At 70.5% G+C, this 24,372-nt stretch carries 15 protein-coding genes; 7 read left to right on the forward strand and 8 right to left on the reverse strand.

Translation table 11 applies throughout. From position 1 onward, the window contains the following. The first annotated feature begins 1 nt into the window (after position 1). A complete protein-coding gene (locus tag ACIBEJ_RS05000; protein ID WP_397181281.1) occupies positions 2 to 1,276 on the forward strand; it encodes a WXG100 family type VII secretion target in 1,275 nt (424 codons plus the stop codon). Here ACIBEJ_RS05000 and ACIBEJ_RS05005 read toward each other — a convergent pair. The 5 genes from ACIBEJ_RS05005 to ACIBEJ_RS05025 are packed head-to-tail and all read right to left on the reverse strand — an operon-like array spanning position 1,273 to position 15,677. Beyond that, positions 1,273 to 13,659 (reverse strand): hypothetical protein, encoded by a 12,387-nt coding sequence (locus ACIBEJ_RS05005; protein ID WP_397181282.1) that lies wholly within the window; start codon positions 13,657 to 13,659, stop codon positions 1,273 to 1,275. The genes ACIBEJ_RS05000 and ACIBEJ_RS05005 overlap by 4 nt on opposite strands. Next, positions 13,656 to 14,000, reverse strand: coding sequence for a hypothetical protein (locus ACIBEJ_RS05010; RefSeq protein WP_397181283.1), 345 nt, complete (start codon positions 13,998 to 14,000; stop codon positions 13,656 to 13,658). The genes ACIBEJ_RS05005 and ACIBEJ_RS05010 overlap by 4 nt, the downstream gene beginning before the upstream one ends. Beyond that, positions 13,997 to 14,377: a YbaB/EbfC family nucleoid-associated protein gene (locus tag ACIBEJ_RS05015; protein WP_397181284.1), complete on the reverse strand. Its 381-nt coding sequence runs from the start codon at positions 14,375 to 14,377 to the stop codon at positions 13,997 to 13,999. Before ACIBEJ_RS05015 ends, ACIBEJ_RS05010 begins: the two co-directional genes overlap by 4 nt. A 38-nt stretch (positions 14,378 to 14,415) precedes the next feature. After that, entirely contained in the window at positions 14,416 to 14,811 is a 396-nt protein-coding gene (locus ACIBEJ_RS05020) for a hypothetical protein (protein WP_397181285.1), read from the reverse strand. Beyond that, complete coding sequence (locus ACIBEJ_RS05025) at positions 14,808 to 15,677, reverse strand: SseB family protein (RefSeq protein ID WP_397181286.1); 870 nt, start codon at positions 15,675 to 15,677, stop codon at positions 14,808 to 14,810. The genes ACIBEJ_RS05020 and ACIBEJ_RS05025 overlap by 4 nt, the downstream gene beginning before the upstream one ends. Positions 15,678 to 15,711: 34 nt before the next feature. On the opposite strand from ACIBEJ_RS05025, the gene ACIBEJ_RS05030 reads away from it, so the two are divergent. Together ACIBEJ_RS05030 and ACIBEJ_RS05035 are read left to right on the forward strand one after the other, a co-directional pair. Beyond that, a complete protein-coding gene (locus tag ACIBEJ_RS05030; protein WP_397181287.1) occupies positions 15,712 to 16,230 on the forward strand; it encodes a hypothetical protein in 519 nt (172 codons plus the stop codon). Positions 16,231 to 16,342: 112 nt separating this feature from the next. Continuing rightward, positions 16,343 to 16,867: a hypothetical protein gene (locus ACIBEJ_RS05035; protein ID WP_397181288.1), complete on the forward strand. Its 525-nt coding sequence runs from the start codon at positions 16,343 to 16,345 to the stop codon at positions 16,865 to 16,867. A gap of 4 nt (positions 16,868 to 16,871) precedes the next feature. On the opposite strand, the gene ACIBEJ_RS05040 is transcribed toward ACIBEJ_RS05035, so the two are convergent. Then, entirely contained in the window at positions 16,872 to 17,987 is a 1,116-nt protein-coding gene (locus ACIBEJ_RS05040) for a MerR family transcriptional regulator (protein ID WP_397181289.1), read from the reverse strand. Between the two features lie 112 nt (positions 17,988 to 18,099). Here ACIBEJ_RS05040 and ACIBEJ_RS05045 point away from each other — a divergent pair, with 112 nt between their 5' ends. The 3 genes from ACIBEJ_RS05045 to ACIBEJ_RS05055 are packed head-to-tail and all read left to right on the forward strand — an operon-like array spanning position 18,100 to position 19,104. Further along, complete coding sequence (locus ACIBEJ_RS05045; protein ID WP_397181290.1) at positions 18,100 to 18,426, forward strand: PadR family transcriptional regulator; 327 nt, start codon at positions 18,100 to 18,102, stop codon at positions 18,424 to 18,426. After that, positions 18,423 to 18,779, forward strand: a complete 357-nt coding sequence (locus ACIBEJ_RS05050; RefSeq protein WP_397181291.1) for a DUF1048 domain-containing protein — start codon at positions 18,423 to 18,425, stop codon at positions 18,777 to 18,779. Before ACIBEJ_RS05045 ends, ACIBEJ_RS05050 begins: the two co-directional genes overlap by 4 nt. A gap of 1 nt (position 18,780) precedes the next feature. After that, on the forward strand, positions 18,781 to 19,104 hold the full coding sequence (locus ACIBEJ_RS05055) for a DUF1048 domain-containing protein (RefSeq protein ID WP_397181292.1): 324 nt from the start codon (positions 18,781 to 18,783) through the stop codon (positions 19,102 to 19,104). 3 nt (positions 19,105 to 19,107) lie between these two features. Here the strand turns inward: ACIBEJ_RS05055 and ACIBEJ_RS05060 are convergent, their stop codons facing one another. Next, the gene (locus tag ACIBEJ_RS05060; RefSeq protein WP_397181293.1) at positions 19,108 to 19,623 is read right to left on the reverse strand and encodes a MarR family transcriptional regulator; all 516 of its coding nucleotides are present in this window, start codon (positions 19,621 to 19,623) and stop codon (positions 19,108 to 19,110) included. A 21-nt stretch (positions 19,624 to 19,644) separates the two neighbouring features. Further along, positions 19,645 to 20,811 (reverse strand): PP2C family protein-serine/threonine phosphatase, encoded by a 1,167-nt coding sequence (locus tag ACIBEJ_RS05065; RefSeq protein ID WP_397181294.1) that lies wholly within the window; start codon positions 20,809 to 20,811, stop codon positions 19,645 to 19,647. Between the two features lie 139 nt (positions 20,812 to 20,950). On the opposite strand from ACIBEJ_RS05065, the gene ACIBEJ_RS05070 reads away from it, so the two are divergent. Then, positions 20,951 to 24,370 (forward strand): HAMP domain-containing protein, encoded by a 3,420-nt coding sequence (locus ACIBEJ_RS05070; RefSeq protein ID WP_397181295.1) that lies wholly within the window; start codon positions 20,951 to 20,953, stop codon positions 24,368 to 24,370. The last annotated feature ends 2 nt before the right edge of the window (positions 24,371 to 24,372 follow it).

The following is a 24,372-nucleotide window of genomic DNA, read 5'->3' on the forward strand; positions in this document are numbered from 1 at the left end:
CATGGCTACGGACCTGAGCGCCGACCACCCGATCCGCCCCGGCGCGGGAGCCCCGTTCTCCGTCAACGACGACGGCCGGAGCGTGGCGGGGATCAAGTTCTTCATCATGTCCCTCGATCCGGGGCTCATCCAACGGGCCGCGTCGTCCTACCTGGCCGCCGCCGACCGGCTCACCTCCATGAACGAGGCCCTGGTGTCGGGGTCGATCGCGATGGCCAAGGTGTGGGAGGGCCCCTCGTCGGTGGAGTCGCAGCAGTCGCTGCGTACCCTGCACGCCACCATCCGCGAACTGGCGGCGAAGTTCACGGCGGTGGGCCGGCCGCTGGAGGAACTGGGCCGGCGGCTGCAGGATCACCGGGAGTTCGTGGAGAACAAGTCCGAGGCGTGGAGCGACAACGGCTCGACCTGGGACGACAGCATTCCCGGCTGGTACGAGACGATGAACAAGGGGACCGAGTGGGGCTCGGCGGACGAACTGGCCGGCCAGCACCTGCGGCTGCTCAACGACGACCTGCGCAAGGTCTACGACCAGTTGCCGGTCAGCATCCACAGGGTCGTGCCCGACCTCAAACTTCCCGAGCCTGTCATGCCCAAGATGCCGCCGATCGCCGATCCAGGCGACCACCGCGTCGATCCGGGCGCGCTCAACGCGCCGACCGGCGGCCTCCAGAGCCCCGGCCTCGACGGCGTCGGCGCAATCCCGCCCATCGACCCGGCTCTCTCCGGCCTCCCCGGCTCCGCGCTCACCGCCGACGGACGCTACCCCGGAAGCGGCACATTCCCCGACATGAACGGCGCCGACCCCCGCCACCCCGACGGTACCCTTCCTGACCTCGGCAACGAGGACGGCACGGGCCCGGACGGCGTCGACCCTGACGGCGCCCTCCCGGACGCCGCCGGACTGCCCGGCACCGGAGCAGGGATGCCCGGCACCGGCGGCGCCCAGAACCCGCCCGGCTCGCAGACCACCCTGGAGGACTTCCAACGCCCGGCCGACTGGAACCTCAACGGCTCCACCCCCGTGCCGAACACCAGCTCATCCCTTCCCGCCATGGGAAACGGCCCCGGCGCCAACGTGATGACCGGCTCGGCCGGCGTCCCGCTCAACGCCCGGCCCGCCTCCGCCGGGGGTACCGGCATGCCGTTCATGCCGATGGCGGGGGCGGGGACGAAGCCCGGTGAGACGGAGGACAGGGAGAACAGCACCTGGCTCCACGAGGACGACGACATCTGGGGCGGCGACACCGACGAAACCGTCCCCGGCCGCATCGGCTAGCCGGGAGGACCGGAACCCGGGAGCGGGGCAGGCAGGAAGATGCGGAAGTCTCCGGGCAGGTGGCCAGGGCCCCAGGCCCGGAGATCTCCGGCCGGAGAAAGGTCGACCCGGCCGCTCGGCGCGATCACTGCGCGCCCCGTCCTGGTGGCGAGCTCCCGTGGGAGGACGTCGTCGGTGGGATCGGCCCCACTGAGAATGATCACATCATCGGGCCGCAACCCCGGCGCCGAGAGCAGCAGGGGCGCGATCGTCTCCGGGCCGAGGTGTTCCCGGCCGAGCAGAGCCACTCCAGGGCCGAACCGGCCCTCCACCACGAACGCCCCGGAGATGGGCCGTGTCGGGACGTTCGGCGAGTCGCTCATCCCGTCGCTGTGCAGCCGGACCCCTGCCTCGGTGGGCCGCAGGAACCCCTCGAGAGCCGGGAGTTCGGAGCTCAGCTCGGGGTCCGGCTGGGGGCGGGCGGCCGTGGCGGACGCGGCGGGCAACTGGACCATGAAGTAGTGCCGTTCGGCATCGGCCGTGGTCTGCACCGCGAGCACCTTGAAGCGGGCGTCTGCCCTGAACGCCGCGTGGGACGACCTCCACGGCCCGTTGACCGGCACATACTCACTGGCCAGAATAGTCAACCGTACGCTGTGGGGGCGATCGCCCAGGATGCGCGCGTTCTCCACTCCCTCGACAACGGTGCCGAAGGACAGCTCGTGTCCCGGGCCGGTTTCGGGAGGGACCAGGTCCGCCGGCACCCACGCGGTCACATGGCCCTCACCACGCTCGGGAATCCCGGCCAGCTCATCGTCGGTCAGGGGAGCGGGCGCGGCCTGCTGGACGGGCGAGTAGCCGGGCGAAGCGGCGTCCTCGCGTGGCAGAGGCACCGGGACCTGGGCGTCGATCATCGACAGCTCTAGAAGCCTGGCCCTGATGCGGTCGAGTGCGTGCTCGAGTCCGGCGAACGTGAACTCCATCCGCAGGTTTTCCAACTGCCCATCGAGCCAGCCGATGTCCTCGGAGTACAGCGTCGAGCCCCCGTCGACGAACGTTCGCAGGAACAGGTTGTCGGCCATCGCCTCGTAGACATCGTTCTCGTCGCGGGTGAGGTAGATGTGCAGCGCGCGGGCGGCCAGGGCCCGTCGTGCTTCGTCGCCGGACACGGGGGCGTTGAGCCTGTGCTCATAGATGACCGTCGGGCCGGCGCGATAGTAGCCGGGCTCGTCGTCCCTGGCCGCATGGCGAAGGTCGAGCAGCGCCTCGTAGCCGTCCGCTTCCTCGGCGGTGTCGAACACGTGACGCAGGGCCCAGACCTCGTTATTGAAGATCACGACGTCGGCGGTGAGGGAGAGTGCCGGTGCGCTCCTGGTGTCCCTGACGCCGGCGGCCAGGCTCTGGCGCAGGAGGTCGCTGCCTATCGAGCGATGGACGACACCGTCGAAATCCTGATGGAACGCGGGGCCGGGCAGCCCCATGGCCTGCCTTAGCCAGGCCTCCCGCAGGAAGGACCGGGTTACGGGCCCGGGTGTGAGCCGGAGTGCTTCCGAGCCGTCGGGGAACGTGACGACGTGTCCCTGGCGGTGTCGCCGTTCGGCGATCACGATGCCGTCGGCGACGTTGCTCAGGAGCCGCATCGGGTTATCAGCAGGTACGGGGCCGCCCGCAAGCAGGCTGCGTCGCCCGGCGTCCATGAAGTCGAGCTCCCCGGGGTCGGCGAAGGGCAAGGACCGATCAGGCTGGGCGTCCAGGACGTTTTCGGGGCCGATCGCGTTCGCGGTGATCTGCTGGTGTCTGGTCATGATCTCGTCGAGGACGATGAGCTCTCCCGGTTGGGTGAACCGGGCTCTGGCGCGATCGAGGATCTCCGCGAGCGCCGCGACGTCGGAAGGCGACAACGGGTTGGACGACCACTGGCCGTCCCGGTGGAAGAGCCGCGTCAGTGAACTGTCGCCAGGGTCCTGGCCGGGCTGGAACGGCGGGAGGAGCGGAACCAGCCGGCCGCGCGTGTCGACGACGAGATCGCCTTCCCCGGGATGGAAGCCGACCAGGGCATGGAAGTAGCCGACAAGTACCGCCTGCGGTGTGGTCAGATGCCTCGGCTGCGGAACGGGGTTTTCGGCCACCTCCACCCAGGGAACCAGGATGTGGCGCTCACCGGCCGGTGAGGGGGCCGGGAAGTCCAGGCCGAGGCGTCTGCCGAGTTCGGTGATCTGCAGGTGCAGTTGGCGCTCCTCCCTCGCGGGGAACTCGAGGAGCATGGCGGAGGATCCGTCCCTCAGCCTGACCTTGAAGGTGTTCTGCCCTAGCGGCTGTGGATCGCCCTCGATGCCCATCGCCTCGAACTCGCCGCGCAGGTCAAAGTTGATCAAACTGTCGATGGTGGCCCGGCTGGGTGGGGCGCCGGTGCGTGCTTCGATGTCCCGCTCCACGGCTTCGATCTCGTCCAGCAGCGCGATCTGGGCGTCGGTGTCACCGGTCTCGGCGGCCTCACTCAGTCTGCGCTGGAGGAACAGCAGCTCGTTGCGGCGCGCGCTGAGGCAGGCGTCGCTGACCTCGCCCGCGGCGACGGCCTGCGCGTGGCCGTCCTCGCGGGCCTTGTGCTGCAGGATGTCGCTGATCTCATGGAGGACGAGCCTGGCCACCTGGTCACGTGCGACGCCGGGGGCGAGCGTCATCACATGAGGATTTTCCAGCGAGCCGTCGACGTCTGTCACGGTCGTCTGGCCGAGGTAGCCGTCCGGGACCGGACCCGTCTGGACCCGGAAGTGCAGCCGCCCGAACCTGTCGGACTCCAGCGTGATGACGTCGCCGCTGCGCCAGCTCACCCGCCACACGTCACTGGCGCCGTCGAAGTCCGCCAGCTTCACTTGCTTGAACGACTCCCTGGCCTCGTCGACGGTGAGGGCGCCGTCATCGTCCGGCCGGCCGTCGGCGACGAACCGGGAGCCGGGGATCGGCGCGCCATGGGTGACACCGTTCTCCTCCGCGTCGCCCGGAGAGGTCGCGGACGGCCAGGCCGGCGGCGGTGGCACGGGCTGGAGGATGGCGCGCCGGTTCAATTCCTGCCTCAGGCGCTCGGCGAGGCTCTTGTCCGTGTCCCCCCTAGTCCGTTCGTGCAGCGCCCGCAGATCGATCCCGTGCTGCTCCGCCAGCGTGATGAGCGGTGACGGCAGGCCGGCCAGGCGCCGCCCGAAGTCCCCATCGTCCTCCAGCGTTCCCAGCCGGCCGTCAGGCGTGGCGAGGTAGGTGAGGGGCGGGCCGTAAGGGGGATGGATGGTGACCCAGATGTCCGTGTTGAGCTCGCGGGCGGCGAGCTGCACGAGCCTGAGTTGCTGGTACGGCACGGCCGGCCGGTCGGCGTCGAGGTGCACGGGACCGGGTAGCCCGGCGAGGGCGGCGGCCAGCAGGCGATGGTCGTGGACGTCCTGGTGGAGATCGGACAGGGCTCTCGGCGGCCCGGGCGCCGGTCGCCCGGCGAGGGGGACGGCCTCCGACGGGACTTCCGCCTGCCGCGTGAGTGCTGCCATGACGTGGTCGAAGAGGATCATGTCGGCGTGACCCGTCGCGACGTGCTCTGCCGGGATGTCGCGCGTCAGCTCCGGAGCGGTGCCCGCCTTCGACCAGATCTCGAAGCGCACGTTGTAGTCGACCCGGAAGCGGACCGAGCTGCCGGCGGCCTTCTCCGAGATGGTGAGCTCGTCCCGGTTGCCGCCGCTTACCGACGACCCGTCGCTGGCCTGGTCCTGGTAGCCCGCCGTCCAGCCGAACGTGACCTTGTTGAGCAGGGGGGCCATCAACCGGCGCATCTCCTCGTAGGGAAACCAGTTGTTCTCCTCGGTGCTTCTTCCGGAGATCCCGGCCGGCAACATCCGGGTCCGGTCCGCGCTCGCTGAGGTGACCAACTGCCTGCGGTCGATCTGCCCGATTTCGACTCTCGCCAGGCCCTGAGCGATCACCAGGGGTTCGGACAGCACAGCTCCGACGTGGAGGCGTAGCACCTTGTCCGCCGAGTATGGCACCTCGAGCACCAGGTGCCCGTCCGCGGCGGTCATGCGTTCGAGGAGCGCGTTCCTGAAATTGCCCGACAGGAGCCGGGTGAGCGCCTTCGAGTCACGAGGGGAGAGCCTGACACCCAGTTCGGCCAGCAGCCGTTGCTCGACGGTTCTGGCGAGTCCGCTCACACGCGTGCTCTCGACGACGAAGTTCTCGGGTACGGGGATGGGCCGGGGATCGGGTACGGCAGGCCGCGGCGCTGGGGCGGCGTTCTCGGGCGAGGCCATGCCCGGTGGGATGAGCCGGTCGATCGTGCCGAACACCTGCCTACGGGCGACCGGGTCCGGGCCGACCGGATGGGTCGCGGACCCCCTGCGTACCTCGATGGAGAGCCGGATGCCCTGCCGGACCTCGGCCAAGACCCCGTCGGAGGCCGCCACTCGCTGCATCCGCGTCTGCTGGAGGTTGCTCGCGCCCGTGCTGGTGTGCGCGCGGTCGGTGGACACGGCACCCGTCTCGGTGCCTTCCGTTTCCTTGGAGCTGGGGGAACCCGTCAACGCGGACGTCTCCGAGACGTTCGTCTCGAGCATGGTGTAGAGCTGGAGGATCTGTACGTGGTCGTAGACCTCGCCCCGATACTGTGCCTCGTCGTCAAGCTCGGCCCGCACGGTGATCTCCAGCGTCTCCTCCTCCATCGCGCCCTGGGCCATGAAGGTGTAGTCACCGCTGGGAGAGTCGGGGTCGAGCATGTTGTCGATCTTCCCGAGCCACGACTCCCCGGAGAAGTCGGTCGTGAGCGCCCGCCAGAGACTGGTGTCGCGGTTGAGCGCGCCCGGAGCCACGTCGTTCACTGCAAGCCTGATCTGCTCCAGCAGCTCCACCTCGGTGTCCGGATCCCCGGTCGGATGGAGCCTGACGCCCTTGACGGTGCTCATGCCGATGGCGTACTGGTACGTCGGCGCGAGTTGGGCGGCAACCCGGCCGGTCGCCTGCCGCTCGGCGCTCGCCAGCAGCTTGTCCAGGATGGCGGCGTGGAACGCCGGGTCGCCCAGCATGCGCTCGATGGTGTCGGCGGCGGACTCGCCCCTCCGGCCCGGTGAGATCCCCGGCGGCATGAACTCGGCCAGCCTGTACTCGGGGAACAGCCCGAGGAGCGTAGCGAGCGCGCCGCGGGTGGTGTGCCCCCAGCTCAGCGGGACGCCGGGCACGGTGGTCAGGCCCGCTACGCCCGACGGGTGGTTCGCCCTTGCCTCGTCCAGGTCCTGGCGGAGGTAGCGAGCCATGAACCTGATCGCGACCTGGCGACTGAGCCGCAGATCGCCGTTGAGCAGCCGTTCCGCCGCGTCGGCCACCTGGTGAAGCGGCAGGCTCACCTCTTCGCGCGCGTACAGGTCGAGCGCGTCACGTTCGGCGATCAGGTAGACGACGGTGCCGTCGTCCAGACTGTGCGTCCTCTCGTCGATCCCGGAGCCCACGGTCAGGTTCGGGGTGACGTTCATGGCGAAGACGTACTGCTTGCCGGTGTCGATGTTCAACCGTTCAGGGCCGGCGATGATCTTCTGCTCGTGTGCCGTCGCGCGCCCCCAGGACACGGCGGCGCCTCCGGCTGTGCTCCGATCGCCGGGCAGTGGCACCCCGGTGCCCACGTCGACGCTTCGCGGCCTGGACCGGCGGGTGACGCCGGCCTGGAAGCCGAGCGTGAGGTTGATGTTCCCGACGACCATGTCGGTGACGGAAAGGAATCGGGACTCGCCCGGTGTGAGGTCGAGCGAGACCGGTTGACGCCTGTTCCGGGCGAGCGCCGACTGGGTGTCGACCGCGGTGCGGTGGCCGGTGGAGAACACCTCGGGGTGGCTCATCAGGGCGCGTACGTTGAAGAAGGCCGTCAGATGCTGGAATTGCGGTGAGTCACGGTCGAGCGGTTTGGCGAGCTGTCGCGCGGCGGCCGTCGCCACGTCACCGACGTCGAGATGGGCGATCGTGGCCAGCCGCAGCGCCTCCGGCGAGGTCTGATGAGGCGGACCCGCCGGCCGGGGGTGTCCATCCTTCGACGGCGCGAAGGGAAGCAGATCGGCGGGGAGCAGGATCCGCGCGTCGCCGACCTCACCTTCGACCACGGTGTGCGCGAGGTTCGGCCCGATCAGCCGCTCGACCCGGATGGTGTGCGGGATGCGGAAGACCGCGGTCTGCCCGTTGCCCTCCATGAGTTTGACCTGGTTGACGGTGCTGCCCGTCGCGGTCTCCCCGGTACCGATCGTGGCGCGGCTGAACGCGGCGTTGGCGCCGCCGACATCGAGGCCGGGATGGTCCTTGAATCCGGCCTCGGCCTGAAGCCCCCATCTGCGTGACGTGCTCCGGGCGTGAGCCGAGGTGCGCGTGTCGGAGCCGATGTCGAGGTTCGTCATCCGTTCCGCGCTCGTCACGCCCTCGTAGACGGAGCCGTCGACGTTCTGCTCCAGCCTGATGTGCAGGGTGTAGTGCTCGGCCGCGAGGGCCTCCCGATGGTGGACGAGGTTGATGAACAGGCCCTCCTGGGCGGCCTGGTCGTAGCCCGTCTCCAGGCGTTCGGCGGAGAACTGCTCGGCGACCAGTTGCTCGTTGGCCATCTGGCCCGCTCTCACCCACTCCACTCCCGAGTAGACGGGGACACCGTTCTCGAGTTTGGGCAGCACTCCCTGATCGCGCAGATACTCCTCGACCCGGGCACGGACCTGGTCCATGCCGGTGACCTGCTGAACCAGTGCCGGGCCCGCGCCACGTGTCCGGCCCGGGCCATCGCCGTACCAGGTGGGCAGCGTGCCCGTCCTTCCCGGTGGGTCGACCTTGACGGGATCCCCTCTGAACTGGATGCTCCCGTCCACGTTTCGCCCGGTCTCCGCCGCGGCGGAGACGGGCAGCCCGTAGCGGTAGGCGTCCGCCTCAGGGATGCGGAACAGCCCGGCGCCGCCGGCGGCGACGGTGATCGGAGGCCCGCCGTCCATCTGGATCGTCACCGTGTGAGTGACGCCCAGCACGTAGCTCTGAGTGTGTCCCACCCATTTCTGCACGCTCGCGCGCATGCTCACGGTGCTCGTGCCGATGGTCGCCGAAGCCACCCGGTCACCGGCGAGGCCGTAGGTGAGCTGCGGCGTGAACTCGTTGTCCTGGTCGATCCCGGCTTGGCCTATCTCGCCGGTGTCCTTCGGGTTGGCGGTGGCACCCACGTTCACCCCGCCACCAAAGTGGTCGTTGTCGGACCGTCGCCGGACCGCGTGGGAGGAGACGTTGCGCAGTCGCTCCTGAAGATGCTGGTCGGTAGAGCCGCCGACGAGTGTGGCACCGGGACGCACAGTGCTCCGCACCGTCACCACCGCTCGGGCCCGGCCGTCGACGGTGATCGTCCGGCGCAGGCCCGATGGATTGTTGACGGCCTCACTCAGATAGGCGGGCAGATCCTCGGTGATCGTCGTGACGATCTGGTCGCGGGCGACCGGGCTGAGTCTCAGGTCACCGAGTTGGTCTGTCACCTGTTCGGCCAAGGTTTTCAGGCCGGTCATGCCGCTGACGACGTGTTCGGGGAACGGGCCGCGCTGTCTATCCGCCTCGGGAAGCTGAATGCGGTCCTTGGGCGGATCGACGAGGTAGGAGAACGGGATCCACAGGCTCTGTGGCGCGGTGTCCTTATCGGGGGTCAGCGTGCGCGTCACGGGCTCGCCGGAGTTCGTGCGCAGTTCCACCTCCCAGCCCGCTCTGGCCTTGAACAAGGCGGATTTGCCGCGGTGGTCGTCGACGTTCCCGCCGAGCCAGTTGTCCTGCGCGGAGGCGGAGAGGGAACGAACATCTCCCCAGCCGAACCGGGCTCCCAGGACGGCGTACGCGGCGATCTCCTGGGCTTGCTGGTTCGAACGGGCCAGTAGCAGGACGAGCCTGAGGAGGGGCGCCAGGTTCTTGTCGAAGCCGCCTCCACGGGACTGACGGTTGGTGCGGGCCGCATGGCCGCCGCCCTGCTGAATGTGGGCGAGGATCGTCTCGGAGTGTTCGACGTCCGGACGTGCCACTTCCGTGAGGTCGTCCAGTGCTAGGCGGATCCGCAGTCGCACGCCTGAGGCGGTGTTCAGGCGTACGAGCACGCCGTCCGGCGAGACCGCGTTGCGAAAGCCCTCGCGGATGGCGTATCGCAGGTCCTCCTGGCTGAACCGGGCGGAATCTCCCTGCTGCGCGAGCATCTCGTTCACCAGCTCGGTGAGTTTGACAAGGTTGGCGATCGGGCCCGCCGCGTGGGTTCCCATCAGGGCGAGCGGCGACGGCAGCGTCGCCTCATGGGCCGTCTCGTACGCGGCCGACCTGGCGGACAGTTCCCGCAGCGCGGACTCGACCTGCGACGTTCTGAGATTGCCCGGACTGTTGGTCGTGTTCAGGGCGGTCAGCACGGTCTCGGCAGCCTGCAGCGCGCTGGCGGCGGCGCTGGCGGCGGCTTCGTACCTCCTGGCGGCCTGGGTGTGGTATTCGGCGGTGGATGTCGCCGTCCGGGCGGTCGCCTCCGCCTGGCGTGTCCGTCCGGGCGCGCCGTCGTCCAGGGCCTGGCCGTCTCGAACCGCCTGGTTCCAGGAGTAGAACGCCTCTTCCCGCGAGGTCATGGCGTCGTGCCGGTGGCGGAGGCCGAGTTCGGCGTTGTGCTGCCAGGCCGTCTCCAGGGCTGCGGCTGTGTCCCGGATGTCGTTCCAGAGCTGAGCCAGCGGGGTGTCCGGCTCGCCGGTCTGGCCGGAGGGTTCGGGCAGGCCCAGCAGAGCGGGCGGTGTCGCCGGCGGGAGTTCGGCGATCGCCTCCTGGTACCGGTCGAGCGCTGTGGCGGCCGCCTCGGCACAGGCGTGCAACCGAACGTGGTCGATCGCGGCTCCCGCGATCATTTCGGTCAGAAGGCTGGCAAGGTCCTGGTGAGCGTCGCGAGCGGCGATCGCCAGTAGTTCGGCCGCCTCATGCCGCGCGCCGAGCCGGCCAAGATCCGTTGCGGTGGTCCGCCACCGGCGCACGCCGTCCAGGTCGCTCTTGAGTAGAGCGTCCGCCGCGAGTTCGTAGGCCCGGCCCGCCGCCTCGTTGTAGGCGCGCACGGCCGCGCGCTGGGCGTCGACGACGTCGTGGAACCCCGCGAGGGTCGAGTGCAGCGACACGGCGGCGTCATGACGATCGGAGACCTCCCTGAGCAGGGCGGCGTGTATCTCATGGAGCCGCTGGGCGCCGCGGGCGCTCGCCGTGCGCTCCTGCTCCGCGACCAGACGGTAGTGCTGCTCGTACGTGGACCCCAGCCGGAGCAACTGGGAGACGAGCACGTCCGGCGGCACGACGCGGGGGTGAGGCGTCTGCCCCTGCTCCATCTGATCGAGGAGCGACTTGTAAACCTCGGCGGCACTCTCCGCCGAGGCGGCCGCGGTGTGCCGGGCAGTGTCCGGGCCCGGTGAAGGCGGGGCTGAGCCGGTCAGCGCGGTGGCGGCGGCGCGCAGCGCGGTGACGTGTGCGCGGAGCAGGTCCGGTCCCGGTGGGGTGCCGGGCAGCGCGGGAACCGGGACGACCATGTTCGCCTGCTGCTCGTACTGCTGGTGGAGCCGGGTAGCCACGTGCAGGGCGCGGGCGAACGCGGTGACCGTGGTGCCGGGAGCGTCCGCGGTGTACATCCTTGCCTGGGCTAGCTCGTACGCCGCCCTCGTCTCGGAGACCGCCGTGAGCCGATCATGGATGCTCCGGTCGACCACCGTCGCCATGGTTTGTACCCGCAGGTCCATCTCGGTCTGCAGGAGACGGTCGATCTGCTGTGCCAGAGCCCGCTCGAGATCCAGCACGGCCATGTCGATGGCGGCGTTGTGCTCGCGCATGCGGCCAAGCAGGTCGGCCATCGATCGTGGGACAGGCTCCGGGGCAGCATTCGGGGTTGCGGGTGGGGGGCGGTGGCCGTGGGATTCCAGGACCGTACGCAGGACGTCCCGTTCCAGCGTTAGAGCTTCGCGTTCGGGGCCGCTCACCGCGGCGATGCGGCGGGTCAGGAACGCCTCCTCGCGCAGGCGTGCCGTCAGGCACTCGTCCCGGCCGCCGGGCAGGGTGATCAGGCGGCGGAGCAGGTTCTGGCGGGGGCGGCTTCTGGCCTGCAGGGTGTCGGCGATCTCGTGTAGGACCAGTCTGGCCACCTGGGCGGGGGCCACGCGCGGGGCCAGCCGTACCTGGTTGACGTTGTTCTCGCCCAGCGTGGTACGGCCCAGCCGGCCGCCGGACACGTGGGCCACCTCGAAGACGAACGTCTGGGCGGGCAGGCCGCGCCGTTCGACCACCAGGGTGTTCTGGGTGGTCCAGCGGAGGCGGGTGACCGTTTCGCCGAGGTCCTCGGCGAGTACGGCGGCCTCGAACGCCGCCCTGGCCTCCGCCACCGTGAGGTCGGGCACGCCGGCTTGGCGGCCGTCGGCGACGAAATCGCTGTCCCTGTGGGGGCGGCCGCTTACCTGATCGGGGTGGATGCTCGCGAGCAGCCGGGTGACCAGGCCCGGTGCGGGATTGGCGGACGGGGCGGCTGTGGGCGGAGGCGGAGTGGGCTGGGCGTCCTGCTGTGGTACCGCGCCGGTGGTGGTGGTCACCGTTTCTGCCGCGGATCCGGTGTCGGGGGTGGCGGTCGGTTCGGGGGCGGAGGGCGGTGAAAGGGCTGGGTCGGGGGCGCCGGCAGGCTCAGGGATGGCCGCCTGCGAGGGTGTCGGTTCGGGGGCGTTCGGCGTTGCCTCGGGGAGGTTCACCGGTTCCGGCCTGCTGGGTGGTTGTGGCCGGTCGGAAGGTTCGGCCGGGGCCTGGTCCGTCGGGGGCGTGGGGGGCTCAGCCAGCGGCGGCAGGTCGTCGCGCGGCTGGTCCGGGGCCTCGGGCTTCCGCTGGTTCGGGACGTCGGGCTCTCGCTGCCCTTGGACGTCGGGTTTTGGGGGAGCGGGCAGGTCGGGGTGCGCCTCGTCGGGCAGGTTCGGGTGCGCCTTGGAGGTGTTGCCGGGCTGGGGGCGGTTCGGCGGGGGTGTGTCCTGGGTGACGTCCGACGTGGCCCTCGTCCCTCTCGGGGCGGGTTGTGGAAGCGCCGGTTCACCGGCCACCGGCGTACGCCTGGCCGCTCCCGGGAGGTCGGCGGCCTGCTGGGGAGGCGCCACCGGCGGCGAGGTACCCGATCGGCCCGGGTCGTCCTCCGCGACCGGACCAGCGACGGGCCCGCCCAACGCACCCGATCCACCCATGGGCTGCTGGGCCGCGAGAGCCTCGTTCATCACCCCGCTCAGCGAGGTCAGCGGGTTCACGATCGCGCCCGCCACGCTCGGGTTGAACGGGCTGATGGTGTTCGTGCGGCCCGCCCCGCCCATGAACCCGCCGTAGAACCCCTCCGCCCCCGGCAGCGCGAACTGGTCGTACACCACGTAGTTGGCCACGACGCTGCCCGCGGGCGAGGCGACCATGTTGTTCAGGCCCGTGTTCAACGCCCGGCCGGGAAAGCGCAGGAACGCGTTTCCGACGCCCCGATCGTCGCCCGCCCTCCTGTTCAGCCGCGAGATGCCGGGCAGGTCGTTGGTGAAGCGCGACACCGGCCCGCCGAGCTTGGTGCCGACGACCGCGCCCGTTCCCGCACCGATCGCCGCCGCCTTGAGCTTCTTCCAGTCCCAGGTGTCGCGGGTGCCCATCTTGATCTGCTGGTACTGGGAGAAGGCGTCGATGAAGACCTCTTCCGAGATCTCCTCGATCAGCTCGAACGCCAGCGCCGCGTTGAAGAACCGGTTGCCTCCGGCGAGCCGGGTGATCTGGCCGCTTCTGGCGACCGTGCCGGATCTGGCCGCCGCGAGCGCCAGCCGTTCCATGATCAGGGCGATTCTGGCCGCGCCCGCCGCGCCCACGCTGCGCAGCAGGAGCCTGGACAGCGGGAAGAAGCCCGCGGCGACCAGCGCGACGAACGCGGCGGTCACCGCGATCCAGAAGGCGATGTTGATCGAGAGCTTGGTGTACTGGGTCTCGCGGGCGAAGTTGTCGACCATCTTGGCGTAGGAGAAGGACTCCTGGGCCTTGGCGACCACGCCGGCCTTGTCGTCGTACAGCTTGGCGAGCCGTTTGAAGATGGCCGGCTTGGCGGGGGACTGGAGGCTCCCGCTCAGGGTCTCCACCGTGTCGGCGGTCGGGTCGAGCGTGCCGATGAGCAGGTTCATCAGCTTGACGTACTCGACGCGCAGCTCCCACAGGCGGCTCTCGCTGCCCTGGGGCCAGCTCTGGCCCCCGGTGAGCAGCGGAATCAGGTGGTGGACCACCCAGCCGGGCAGCGCGTCGGTCTGCCAGACGGGCTCCACGTCCTTGGTGGCGATCCCGCCGTCGAACGCGCCGGTGCCGCCCGGCGGTTTGCGCGCGTCGCCGACATCGCCCCTGCCGGCCATCATGCCTGGCGGTAGGCGTTCTGGAGGCCCAGCTCGACCGCCTGCTCGGCGTTGAGCGTGTTGGCGACCGTCGCGCGCAGCAGCGGTCCCGAGCCGGAGATCTCCTTGATCAGCTCTTCGGTGTCGCGCAGGAACCTCTCCGGGCCGCCGCCGGCCATGTACCGGGTGTCGAAGGACCTGCCGTCCGGGCCGTCTCCCTGGGGGTTGGCGGCGTTCAGCTCCCTGATCCGCGCGGCGACGGCCGGCCAGGCGGCGCTCAGGTCGCCGGCCATGGCGTCCCACTGGTTCAGGCTCAGGTTGATCGGTTCGCGGATGCGCACGTCCGCGTGCTCGTCGGCGCTCATCGGCGTCGTCTCTCCCCTGGCGGCGGGCCGGAAAGCTGGTCGAGTACGGTCTCCAGGTCGCCGTCCAGGTGCGCGCGGAACTGCTCGGGTGGCACCACCGGCTCGAAGAGCCTTTCCAGCTCGTCCACGGCCTTGGCGCAGGCCCGCCGGACGGTGTCGGTGATCGTGTCGGCCAGGCCCGTGGCGTCGGGACGGCGGAAGATGCGGGGGTCGAGATCCAGCCTGACCAGCTCGCCGCGCACGCCCACCGTGGCGCAGACGAGCCCGTCGGCGGACTTCTCGGTGACCTGGACGGCTCGCGCCCGGGCGTTGAGGTCGAGCGCCTCGCGCTGCGTGCGCAGGAAGGCCGTCCGTGAGTCGTCGGCGTTCTCGATCAAGGGCCCACCCCCTAACTGGGGTGAATATAACCACAACATCATCTGGCCGGAAAGAGAACTTCCACCGCCTTCTCGCCGAGCGCGGACACCTCCTCGCGGGCCACCCAGGCGCGGTAGACACCGCGTTCGACCCGCTCCAGGCCGAGCGCCGCGGCATGTCGCGCGTCCCCGCCGGTGTACTCGACGAGCAGCTCGGACTCCCGCTCCGCGTGCACCAGGAACGGCGCGCCCCGCCATTCGCAGACGGTCGTCACGTGCCAGATCGCCGAGCACTCCGCCGCCGGGACGGCACGCACGAAGCGGCCTGGCCGTACCTGGTCGAAACCTTCGGCGGGGGCCGGGGCGTACAGGCGCATCCACAGCGCGCCGGAGACGAGGTCCGGCGCGGCCTCGTGGTCGGCGCCGGCCCAGCGCGCGCGGTACGCCTCGCTCACGCGTCCGCCACGAACAGCCATCGGCCCTGGTCGGCGTCGTAGCGCGCGTGGGTGCGCTCCCGGCCGTCGGCGGCCAGTTCCACGATCTCGGCGCCGTGGGGCAGGCCGACCGCGTCGATCTTGTACTCCCTGATGGTCTGGCTCGCGTTCGGGACCAGGCCCATGCCGGTGAACGGCGGTTCCTCGACCACCCAACCGGCGACCGCGGCGCGGGCCCGTTCGTCGGCGCCGCCGTACGGTGTGCGATAGAGCGCGAGGCCGATCGCGGGCCAGCGCAGCAGGTTGACCGCGCCCTCCGCGGTGAGCGCGTCCTCCGCCAGCAGCGCGTCGGCGAGCACGGACGGGGTGGCGATGTGCGCGACGTCGAGGGCGTGATGGCAGTAGCCCGAGATCCGCGGATGCTCGGCGGCGAGCAGCTCCTGGAGCTGCGCCACCGTCAGCGGCTTCTGCACGATCGGCGGGCCGCTGTCCGGCTCGGCCGCCAGGTCCTGCTCAAGCGTGGGTACGGCCAGCCGCGCCACCGTCCCCGCCTCCAGCAGGAACGACGGCTGGAGCCCGGGATTGACCGCCAGCCCCCAGTGCGGATCGGGCCAGCCCGCCGCGAGCTCGACCAGCGACAGGATCCGGAAGTGCCGGACGGCCTCGCCGGTGGCCTCCCGCATGGCCGCCTCCGAGGTGAACACCGTCAGCCACGTGCGATCGGCCCCCGCGGCCGTCGGCCAGGCGACCGGCTCCTCGCCCCGGGCGGCGGCCTCGGTGACGGGGCAGGCGAAGTCGGCGTGCCGCAGGAGCGTGAGGGACGCGGTCAGGTCACCGCGCTCGTGCGCCTCCTGGAGCCGCTTCTCGAACAAGGTCGGCGCCCGCATGGCGACACCCTAGTGTCGCCTGTAGGTTGCGCGCATGACGGATCGGCCGGTCGCGCGTACCCGCGACGAAGCTCTGGTGTACCTCGACCTGAACCCCTGCGCGTGCGGCTCGGCGGAGACGGAGTGGGACAGCGGCGTGATCAGCGTCGAGGGCGCGCTGGTCAAGCGTTACGCGGGTGTCTGCGGTGAGTGCGGCGTGGCGCGTGAGCGGCTGTTCTCGCTGCCCCGGCGCGAGACGATGCCGGACCGGTGGCCGGCCTTCGGCGGGCGGGAGCCGTCCGAGTTGCTCGACGCGGGGGAGTGGCTGTGGCTGGCCGACCTCACCGCGGGCAACGTCCCCGACGACCCGCGCGCCGCCGGGCGGGCGCTGTCCTTGGCGTGCGCGGCGGTGGAGGAGGTGCTCAAGTTCATCCCCGAGGGGCAGGACGAGGTGCCCGCGGCGGCGTTCTGGTCGGTGCGGGGGCGCGAGGTGCGGGCGGCCGAGCCGCCCCGGTTCCGGCGTGAGCGGCTGCTGGTCGTCCGCGACACCTACCGCGACCTCGCCGGCGGCTGACGCGCGCCCTGCGCTGATCGCCAAGAGATCCTGCGCTCAGCGCTGAAGACACCGGGCACCGGGCGTCGCGAGAATACCCGGGCGTCACCCGCCGAACCCGGAGAAGAGGATCATGAGGCTCGCGAAGACGACGATCAGGGCGGCCGCCGCGGCCATGTTCGGCGTGGCGGTGGTCTCCGCCTCGGCCACCGCCACGCACCAGGCGATGGCCGAGACCACCGCCACGCACCGCGCGCAGGAAACCACCGCCTCGTACCGCGCGTCCGGGACCACCGGCACGTACCGTGCGTCTGAGATCGCCGCCACGCATCGCGCGCCCGAGACGCCGGCCGTCGTCTGCGGCCCCGGCTACAAGGTCCTGCGTCAGGCCGGCTTCGACGGCGGCACCGCCTACCTGCTCTACAACGCCGCCAAGCGCAACGCCTGCGCCGTGACGTTCAAGACCAGGAACGTCGGCACGCGCAGCATGGTCTGGTCGGCCGTGGACGTGAAGGACGCGGGCGTGGTGAAGAACGAGGAGATCACCCCGCTGCACACCGTGCCCGTCTACCACGCGGTCCCGGCCGGGGCGTATGTGAAGTTCTCCGGCGGCACCAAGGCGGCCGACTCCGGCGGCGGGTACGAGCGGATCGGCTGAGCGCTCAGGCCACGAGCAGGCGCAGGCCGAGGTCGGTCGCGTCGAGGCCGGTGAGGCCGCCGTTGCGCTCGGCCCACCGGCCGGAGCCGAGGTCGCCGGCCAGCTCGCGCACCGCCCGCCGCTCGGCCCTCGCCCCGACCCTGGTCCACACCGACATCGCCCGGCGCACGTGCTCCTCCAGGTACGCCTCGGGCCGGCGCCAGTACGCCTCGAACAGGCCGTCGGCGCAGTCCCACGGGATGGGCACCGGCTCGGCCCGGGCGCCGATCGCCCCGGCCATCCGCGTGAGCGAGGGGAACCCGGCGAGGACCGACCCGAACTCGGGCAGGTAGTCGCGGGTGAGCCAGAACCGGTCCTGCCAGCCGGGCTCGTCGGTGTCGAAGGTGAGCACCACCACGCGGCGGGCCACGCGCCGCATCTCGCGCAGCCCGGCCATCGGGTCGGCCCAGTGGTGGACGGTGGACACGGCCATCGCGACGTCGAAGGACCCGTCGTCGAACGGCAGGCTCTCCGCGGCGGCGGCCACGCACGGCGCCGCGCCGGCGGGCCGCTGCCCCCGCATGACCGCCGACGGCTCCACCGCGGTCACCTCGCGGCCGGCGGGTTCGTAGGAGCCGGTGCCCGCCCCGACGTTCAGCACCGTCCGCGCCTCTCCCAGCGCCTCCCAGATCTGCGCGGCGATGCGCGGGTCGGTCCGGCGGGTCGCGGGGTAGGCGCCGCCGATCACCTCGTACAGCCGCGCGCCGAGCATCTCCAGTTGTTCCTCCGGTGTCACCTTCAGTCCCTTCGCCCGTGCCTGGAGTTCCCTGTCGATGGCGGCCACCATGGCGTCCGTGCGCTCGCGCCGTTCCACCAGCAGGCCGCGCAGCCGGCGCAGACGGGCGACGGCGTCGACGGACGGGTCGCCGACCAGTTCGGCGACCTCGCGCAGGCCGAAGCCGAGCCGCCGGTAGGCCAGCACCTCCCGCAGCCGCTCCACGTCGCCCGCCGTGTAGGCCCGGTACCCGGTCGCGGTCCGCGCCGACGGCCGGACGAGCCCGATCGCGTCGTAGTGGTGCAGGGTACGGACGCTCACGCCGGCCAGGCCGGCCACGTGCCCCACGGTCCAGTGCTCTTCCACGGCACCGACTATGCCGCCTGACGCCGCGTTAGGGTCAAACGCCCGCACTACTCTGTGATACCGTGTACCGGTACTTGGTGCCACGAAGTACCAGGACCGAAGAGGACCCACGATGGACGACCTGACGGAGATGCTGAAGGGCACGCTCGAAGGCTGCGTGCTCGAGATCATCGGCGGCGAGGAGACCTACGGGTACGCCATCACGCGCCGGCTGAACGAACTCGGCTTCACCGACGTCGTCGAGGGGACGGTATACACCATCCTGCTACGGCTGGAGAAGAACGGAGTCGTGCGGGTGACGAAACGACCGTCCGGGATGGGCCCGCCACGCAAGTTCTACGCGCTCAACGACGCGGGCCGCGAGGAGCTCGCGCGGTTCTGGGCGAAGTGGGAGTACGTCACCTCGCGGATCGACAAGCTCAAGGAGGGCGGCAGATGAACTTCTGGGACACCATCACCGGCAACGATCTCAACAGGGAGTGGAAGGCGTTCGAGGCCAGGGCCGCGGTGCTGCCGCCCGACTTCCGGGCGGCCTATGAGGAGATCAAGGGACACATCTTCGGCTACTCCGACTTCACCGGGCGCAACCTGATGCCGATCCTCGACGGCGCCCTGGGGCTGCTCGAAGAGACGGCGGCCGACGGGCAGAGCATCCACGACGTGCTGGGTGACGACATCCAGGGCTTCTGCGCGGCGCTGGCCGGCGAGGAAGGCGCCAGAAACTTCCGCGACAAGTGGCGTGAGCAGTTGAACAGGAACGTGGCAAGGAAACTGGGCCGGCTGGGAGGCTGACGTGGGCATCCAGGACATCATCGAAGGCAAGAAGCAGTGGCGGGCGCACATGGCGCGGGTCAAGGCGCTCCCGCCGGACTACCAGATCGTCTACGGCGAGATCCAGAAATATCTGTTCAAGGTCGGGCCGATCGCCCTGACCGACGGGCCGCTGCTGCCCGGGATCGTCGACTTCTTCGAGGAGGGCGTGGCGGCGGGCAAGGGGGTCATGGAGCTCATCGGCCCCGACGTCGCCGCGTTCGCCGACGAGCTGATCAAGGACACTCCCACCTTCGCGGAGGTCTACCAGCGGTCCATCACCGGAAAGCCCGGCACGACCGGATAGGCCTCAGGCGAGGAAACGGCCCGCGATGAGCGTCCAGTTCTCGTCGGTCGGCTCCATCCGCCGGTCGGTGACCCGCTCGGCGGCCGCCGTGAAGGCGCGCAACCCGCGCAGCAACGCCTTGCGGGCCGCGGGCGGCATCTCCTCCAGGACCTGGGCCAGGTCCTCGCGGCGGCGGGCGCGCAGCTTCTCCAGCAGGTCCTTGCCCGCCGGGGTGAGCTGGATGGTCAGCTCACGCCGGTCGTCGTGGGAGGCGCCGCGGCGCACCCAGCCGGTCGCCTCCAGCCGATCGCACAACCGGCTGGTGGAGGACGGGAGCGCGCCGAGCGCCTCGCCGAGCCCGGCGAGATTGATCTCGACGTGGCGCTCGATGGTCAGCAGCGCCTGAAGCTGGGTCGAGGAGACGTGGGTGGCGGCGGAGTGCCGCGAGTGCGCCCACACCGCGATCAGCGCGGCGGCGGCGCTCTCGACGGCGGCACCGCTGTCGAAGTCGATATGACCTAGCTCATGATGGTCACTCATGCGAAATCAATCTCTGGGGCGTCAGCCTTTGGCGGATGGATTCCAGTCGAGGCAGACTACGACGGCGTCATCGTAGACGTCCACGCCCTCCCTGAAGGACAGCATGCCCCGGATGATCGTGCGAACCGCCTCGTCGGCGGGCTGCAGGCGCGTGGCCCGGACCGCCGACTCCAGTTGCAGTTCGCCGAAACTGGTGTGGAGCGAGGACTGGGCGTCGTAGACGCCGTCGGTGATCACGACCAGCCGGTCGCCCGGCTGGAGCGTGACGACCTGCTCGGTGTAGCTCGTGTTGCCGAACATGCCGAGCGGGAGCTGCTGCTCGAGCTTGACCGGCTCGACGTCGTTGCCGCGCAGGCGCAGCAGGCGCGGGGAGCCCGCGTCGACCGCGAGCATCCGGCCGGTGGTGGCGTCGAAGTGCAGCAGGAGGGTGGATACGTGCTCGCGCCCGCCGTACTGGGCGTAGACGGCCTCGTCGGCCAGGCCCGCCTGCTCCTCCAGGTTCGCCCCTGACCGGCGGCCGTTGCGCAGCGCGGTCACGGCCAGCGTGGTGAGCAGCGCGGCCCGGATGCCGTCCCCCATGCCGTTGGTGATCGACAGCGTCAGCGAGTCCGGCCCGCAGCTCCAGTCGAAGTTGTCGCCGTAGACCGCGTAGGCGGGCTCCAGCATCCCGGCCAGCCGGTAGCCGTTGCCCTGGTGGCCGTAGCCGGGCAGCAGGCCCCACTGCATCTCCGCCGCGAGTGTCATGCGGGCGATCCGGCGGGCCTGCTGGTAGCGGTCGGTGACCCGGTCCGCGCCGCGCAGCCCGTGGCCCAGCGCCGTGGCGATCTCCTCCAGCGCCGCGACCTCGCTACCCTCCGGCGGCACCGGCAGCCGCAGGCCGAGGACGCCGAAGCGCTCGCCGCCGGACGTGACCGGCAGGTAGAGGGTCCCGAGCGCCTCGTCCCACTGCGTCTGCCGGGAGGCGAACGCGCGGCCGGCCGTACTGGAGTCGATGGGGATCGTCTCGGCCGGGTCGGGGTGGCCGGACACGGGCCGCAGGGCCACCAGCGCGTAGTCGGCGAGCAGGAGCACCGCGTCGCTCACCGGGCCGGTCTCGACGAGCGCGTCGCGCACGGCCTCGGCCAGCGCGTACGGCGGCGCCGCACGCATCGCGCGATACACGGCGTTCAGATCGTTTGGTTGTGCCACGAGCCTTTCCTAGCGGACGTGAGGTTGTTGCACCATAGCAAACAGTTGATTCGGTCCAAAGATTGTCGCTTGTCGATCTCCTGAGCTAGCCTCCTTCCATTATTTGTCTCATGGCAACCATTGAGGGGTGGACGGCAGAGTGAGCGGCACGCGACGGATGGGCCAGACGGGAGAGCTCGAGCTGCGCCGCTTGCTGGCCGGGCTCACCGCCGTCAGGGACGGGGACTTCGGCACCCGCCTGCCGGGCGACGCCGACGGGCTGCTGGGTGAGATCGCGCAGGTTTTCAACGGCATGGTGGACCAGCTCTCCTTGTTCACCTCCGAGGTCACCCGGGTGGCCCGCGAGGTCGGCACCGAAGGCCGCCTGGGCGGCCAGGCCGAGGTCCCGGGCGTCTCCGGCACCTGGAAGGATCTCACCGACTCCGTCAACGCGATGGCGGGCAACCTCACCGACCAGGTACGCAGCATCGCCGAGGTCACCACCGCCGTCGCCGAGGGCGACCTGAGCCAGAAGATCACCGTGGACGCCAGGGGCGAGATCCTGGAGCTGAAGAACACGGTCAACACGATGGTCGACCAGCTTTCCTCCTTCGCCGACGAGGTTACCCGCGTGGCGCGCGAGGTCGGTACAGAAGGACAGCTCGGCGGCCAGGCCGACGTCAAGGGCGTGGCGGGCACCTGGCGCGACCTGACCGACTCCGTGAACTACATGGCGGGCAACCTCACCGACCAGGTGCGCAACATCTCCCAGGTCGCGACCGCGGTGGCCAAGGGCGACCTGAGCCAGAAGATCACGGTCTCGGCGCGCGGCGAGATCCTGGAGCTGAAGACCACGATCAACACGATGGTCGACCAGTTGTCCTCCTTCGCCGCGGAGGTCACCCGAGTGGCCCGCGAGGTCGGCAGCGAAGGCCGCCTGGGCGGCCAGGCCGAGGTCGCGGGCGTCTCCGGCACCTGGAAGCGGCTGACGCAGAACGTCAACGAGCTGGCCGGCAACCTCACCCGCCAGGTACGCGCCATCGCCAAGGTGACCAGCGCCGTCACCTCCGGCGACCTGACCCGCTCCATCACCGTGGACGCCTCGGGCGAGGTCGCCGAGCTCAAGGACAACATCAACTCCATGGTGAAGTCGCTGCGCGAGAGCACCAAGGCCAACCAGGACCAGGACTGGCTGAAGTCGAACCTGGCCAGGATGTCGGGGCTGATGCAGGGCCACCGCGACCTTGACGTCGTGGCCGAGCTGGTCATGAACGAGCTGGCGCCGCTGGTCTCGGCCCAGTTCGGCGCGTTCTTCCTGGCGGGGGAGACGCCCGAGGGCACCGAACTGCGGCTCATCAGCGCCTACGGGTTCCCGGCGGTGGAGTCGGCGACCCGGTTCAAGCTCGGGCAGTCGCTGGTCGGCCAGGCGGCCCGTACCCGCCGTACCATCGCGATGGACGAGGTGCCGCCCGGCTACATCACGATCTCCTCCGGGCTCGGCGAGACCGCGCCCGCCTCGCTGGTCGTGCTGCCGATCGTGGTGGAGGAGCAGGTGCTCGGCGTGATCGAGCTGGCCTCGCTCTACTCCTTCACCGCGGTCCACCACGCCTTCCTCGACCAGCTCATGGAGACGATCGGCGTCAACGTCAACAACATCGTCGCGAACGCCCGCACCGACGAGCTGCTCGTGGAGTCGCAGCGCCTGACCGCCGAGCTGCAGGCCCGCTCGGAGGAGCTGCAGGACCAGCAGGAGGAGCTGCGCCGCTCCAACGCCGAGCTGGAGGAGAAGGCGGCGCTGCTGGTCTCGCAGAACCAGGACATCGAGACGAAGAACCTGGAGATCGAGCAGGCCAGGCAGGAGCTGGAGGACCGCGCCCAGCAGTTGTCGCTGGCCTCGAAGTACAAGAGCGAATTCCTGGCCAACATGAGCCACGAGCTGCGTACCCCGCTCAACTCGCTGCTCATCCTGGCCCAGCTCCTGGCCCAGAACCCGACCAGGAACCTGACCGCCAAGCAGGTCGAGTACGCCAGCGTCATCCACTCGGCCGGATCCGACCTGCTGCAGCTCATCAACGACATTCTCGACCTGTCGAAGGTCGAGGCGGGCAAGATGGACATAAGCCCGGAACGCGTCGCGATCCGCCAGCTCCTGGACTACGTCGAGGCCACCTTCCGGCCGATGACCACCGACAAGAGCCTGGAGTTCCGCATCACCACCGCGCCCGGTGTTCCCGCCGACCTGGTCACCGACGACTCCCGGCTGCGCCAGGTGCTGCGCAACCTGCTGTCGAACGCGGTCAAGTTCACCGAGACCGGCAGCGTCGAGCTGCGCATCGAACCCGCCCCGCCGGCCCAGCTCCCACCCTCGGTACGCCAGCACGGCCTGGCCATCGCCTTCCGCGTCATCGACACCGGCATCGGCATCGCCGAGCAGCAACTGGAGGCCATCTTCGGCGCCTTCCAGCAGGCCGACGGCACCACCAGCCGCAAGTACGGCGGGACCGGCCTCGGCCTTTCCATCAGCAGGGAGATCGCCTACCTGCTCGGCGGCGCGATCAGCGCGCAGAGCACGATGGGCCAGGGCAGCACGTTCACGCTGTTCCTGCCGGTCTCCCGCCCCGACTTCGGCGAGCAGTCGCCCGAACTGGCCGCCGCGGCACGGCAGTGGGAGGCCGAGCAGGGCGAGCGCCCGCAGGAGCAGCCCGCCGCCCAGCCCCGCCAGAAGCGCAGGCTGCTCGTGGTGGAGGAGCGGCCGCGCGGGCTGCTGTCGATGGTGGCCGAGAGCGTCCTGATGGACCTGGCCGACCGCGACGTCGGCCAGGCGCACGCGCCCGTCGAGATCGTGACGGCCGCCGGCGCCCAGGAGGCGGCGGCGACCCTGGCCGACGGGACCTGCCACTGCATCGTGCTCGACCTCGGACTGCCGGGCCAGGCCGGGTTCGGCCTGCTGGAGGCGGTGGACGGCGACGCGGCCCTGCGCGGCGTCCCGGTGCTGGCCTACAACAACTGGCGCATGGACGCGGCACGCGAGATCGAACTGCAGGCCCGCGGCGACTCCCAGCCGCTGGAGCTGCTGTCGAGCCTGGACGAGCTGCGCGAGCGCATCGCCCTGCACCTGACCGCCGACCAGCCGGGCGACGTGCTGCCGCTGGTGCGCTCGGAACGGGTCGGCGGCGAGCCCGCGGGCCGGGACGCGGACGGCACCCTGACCGGCCGCACGGTGCTGGTCGTCGACGACGACACCCGCAACCTGTTCGCGCTGACCAGCATGCTGGAGATCCACGGCATGCGGGTCCTGCACGCCGAGGACGGCCGCGAGGGCATCGAGACCCTGACCACGCACCCGGAGATCGACATCGTCCTGATGGACGTGATGATGCCCGAGATGGACGGCTACACCGCCACCGCCGAGATCCGGGCGATGCCGCGCTACGCCGACCTGCCCGTCATCGCCGTCACCGCCAAGGCGATGCCCGGCGACCAGGAGAAGAGCCTGGCCTCCGGCGCCAGCGACTACATCACCAAACCGGTCGACTCCGACATCCTCATCTCCCGCATCCGCCACTGGATGGCGCGATAGCC

This window comes from Nonomuraea sp. NPDC050790, assembly GCF_044456745.1.
Lineage (GTDB): Bacteria > Actinomycetota > Actinomycetes > Streptosporangiales > Streptosporangiaceae > Nonomuraea.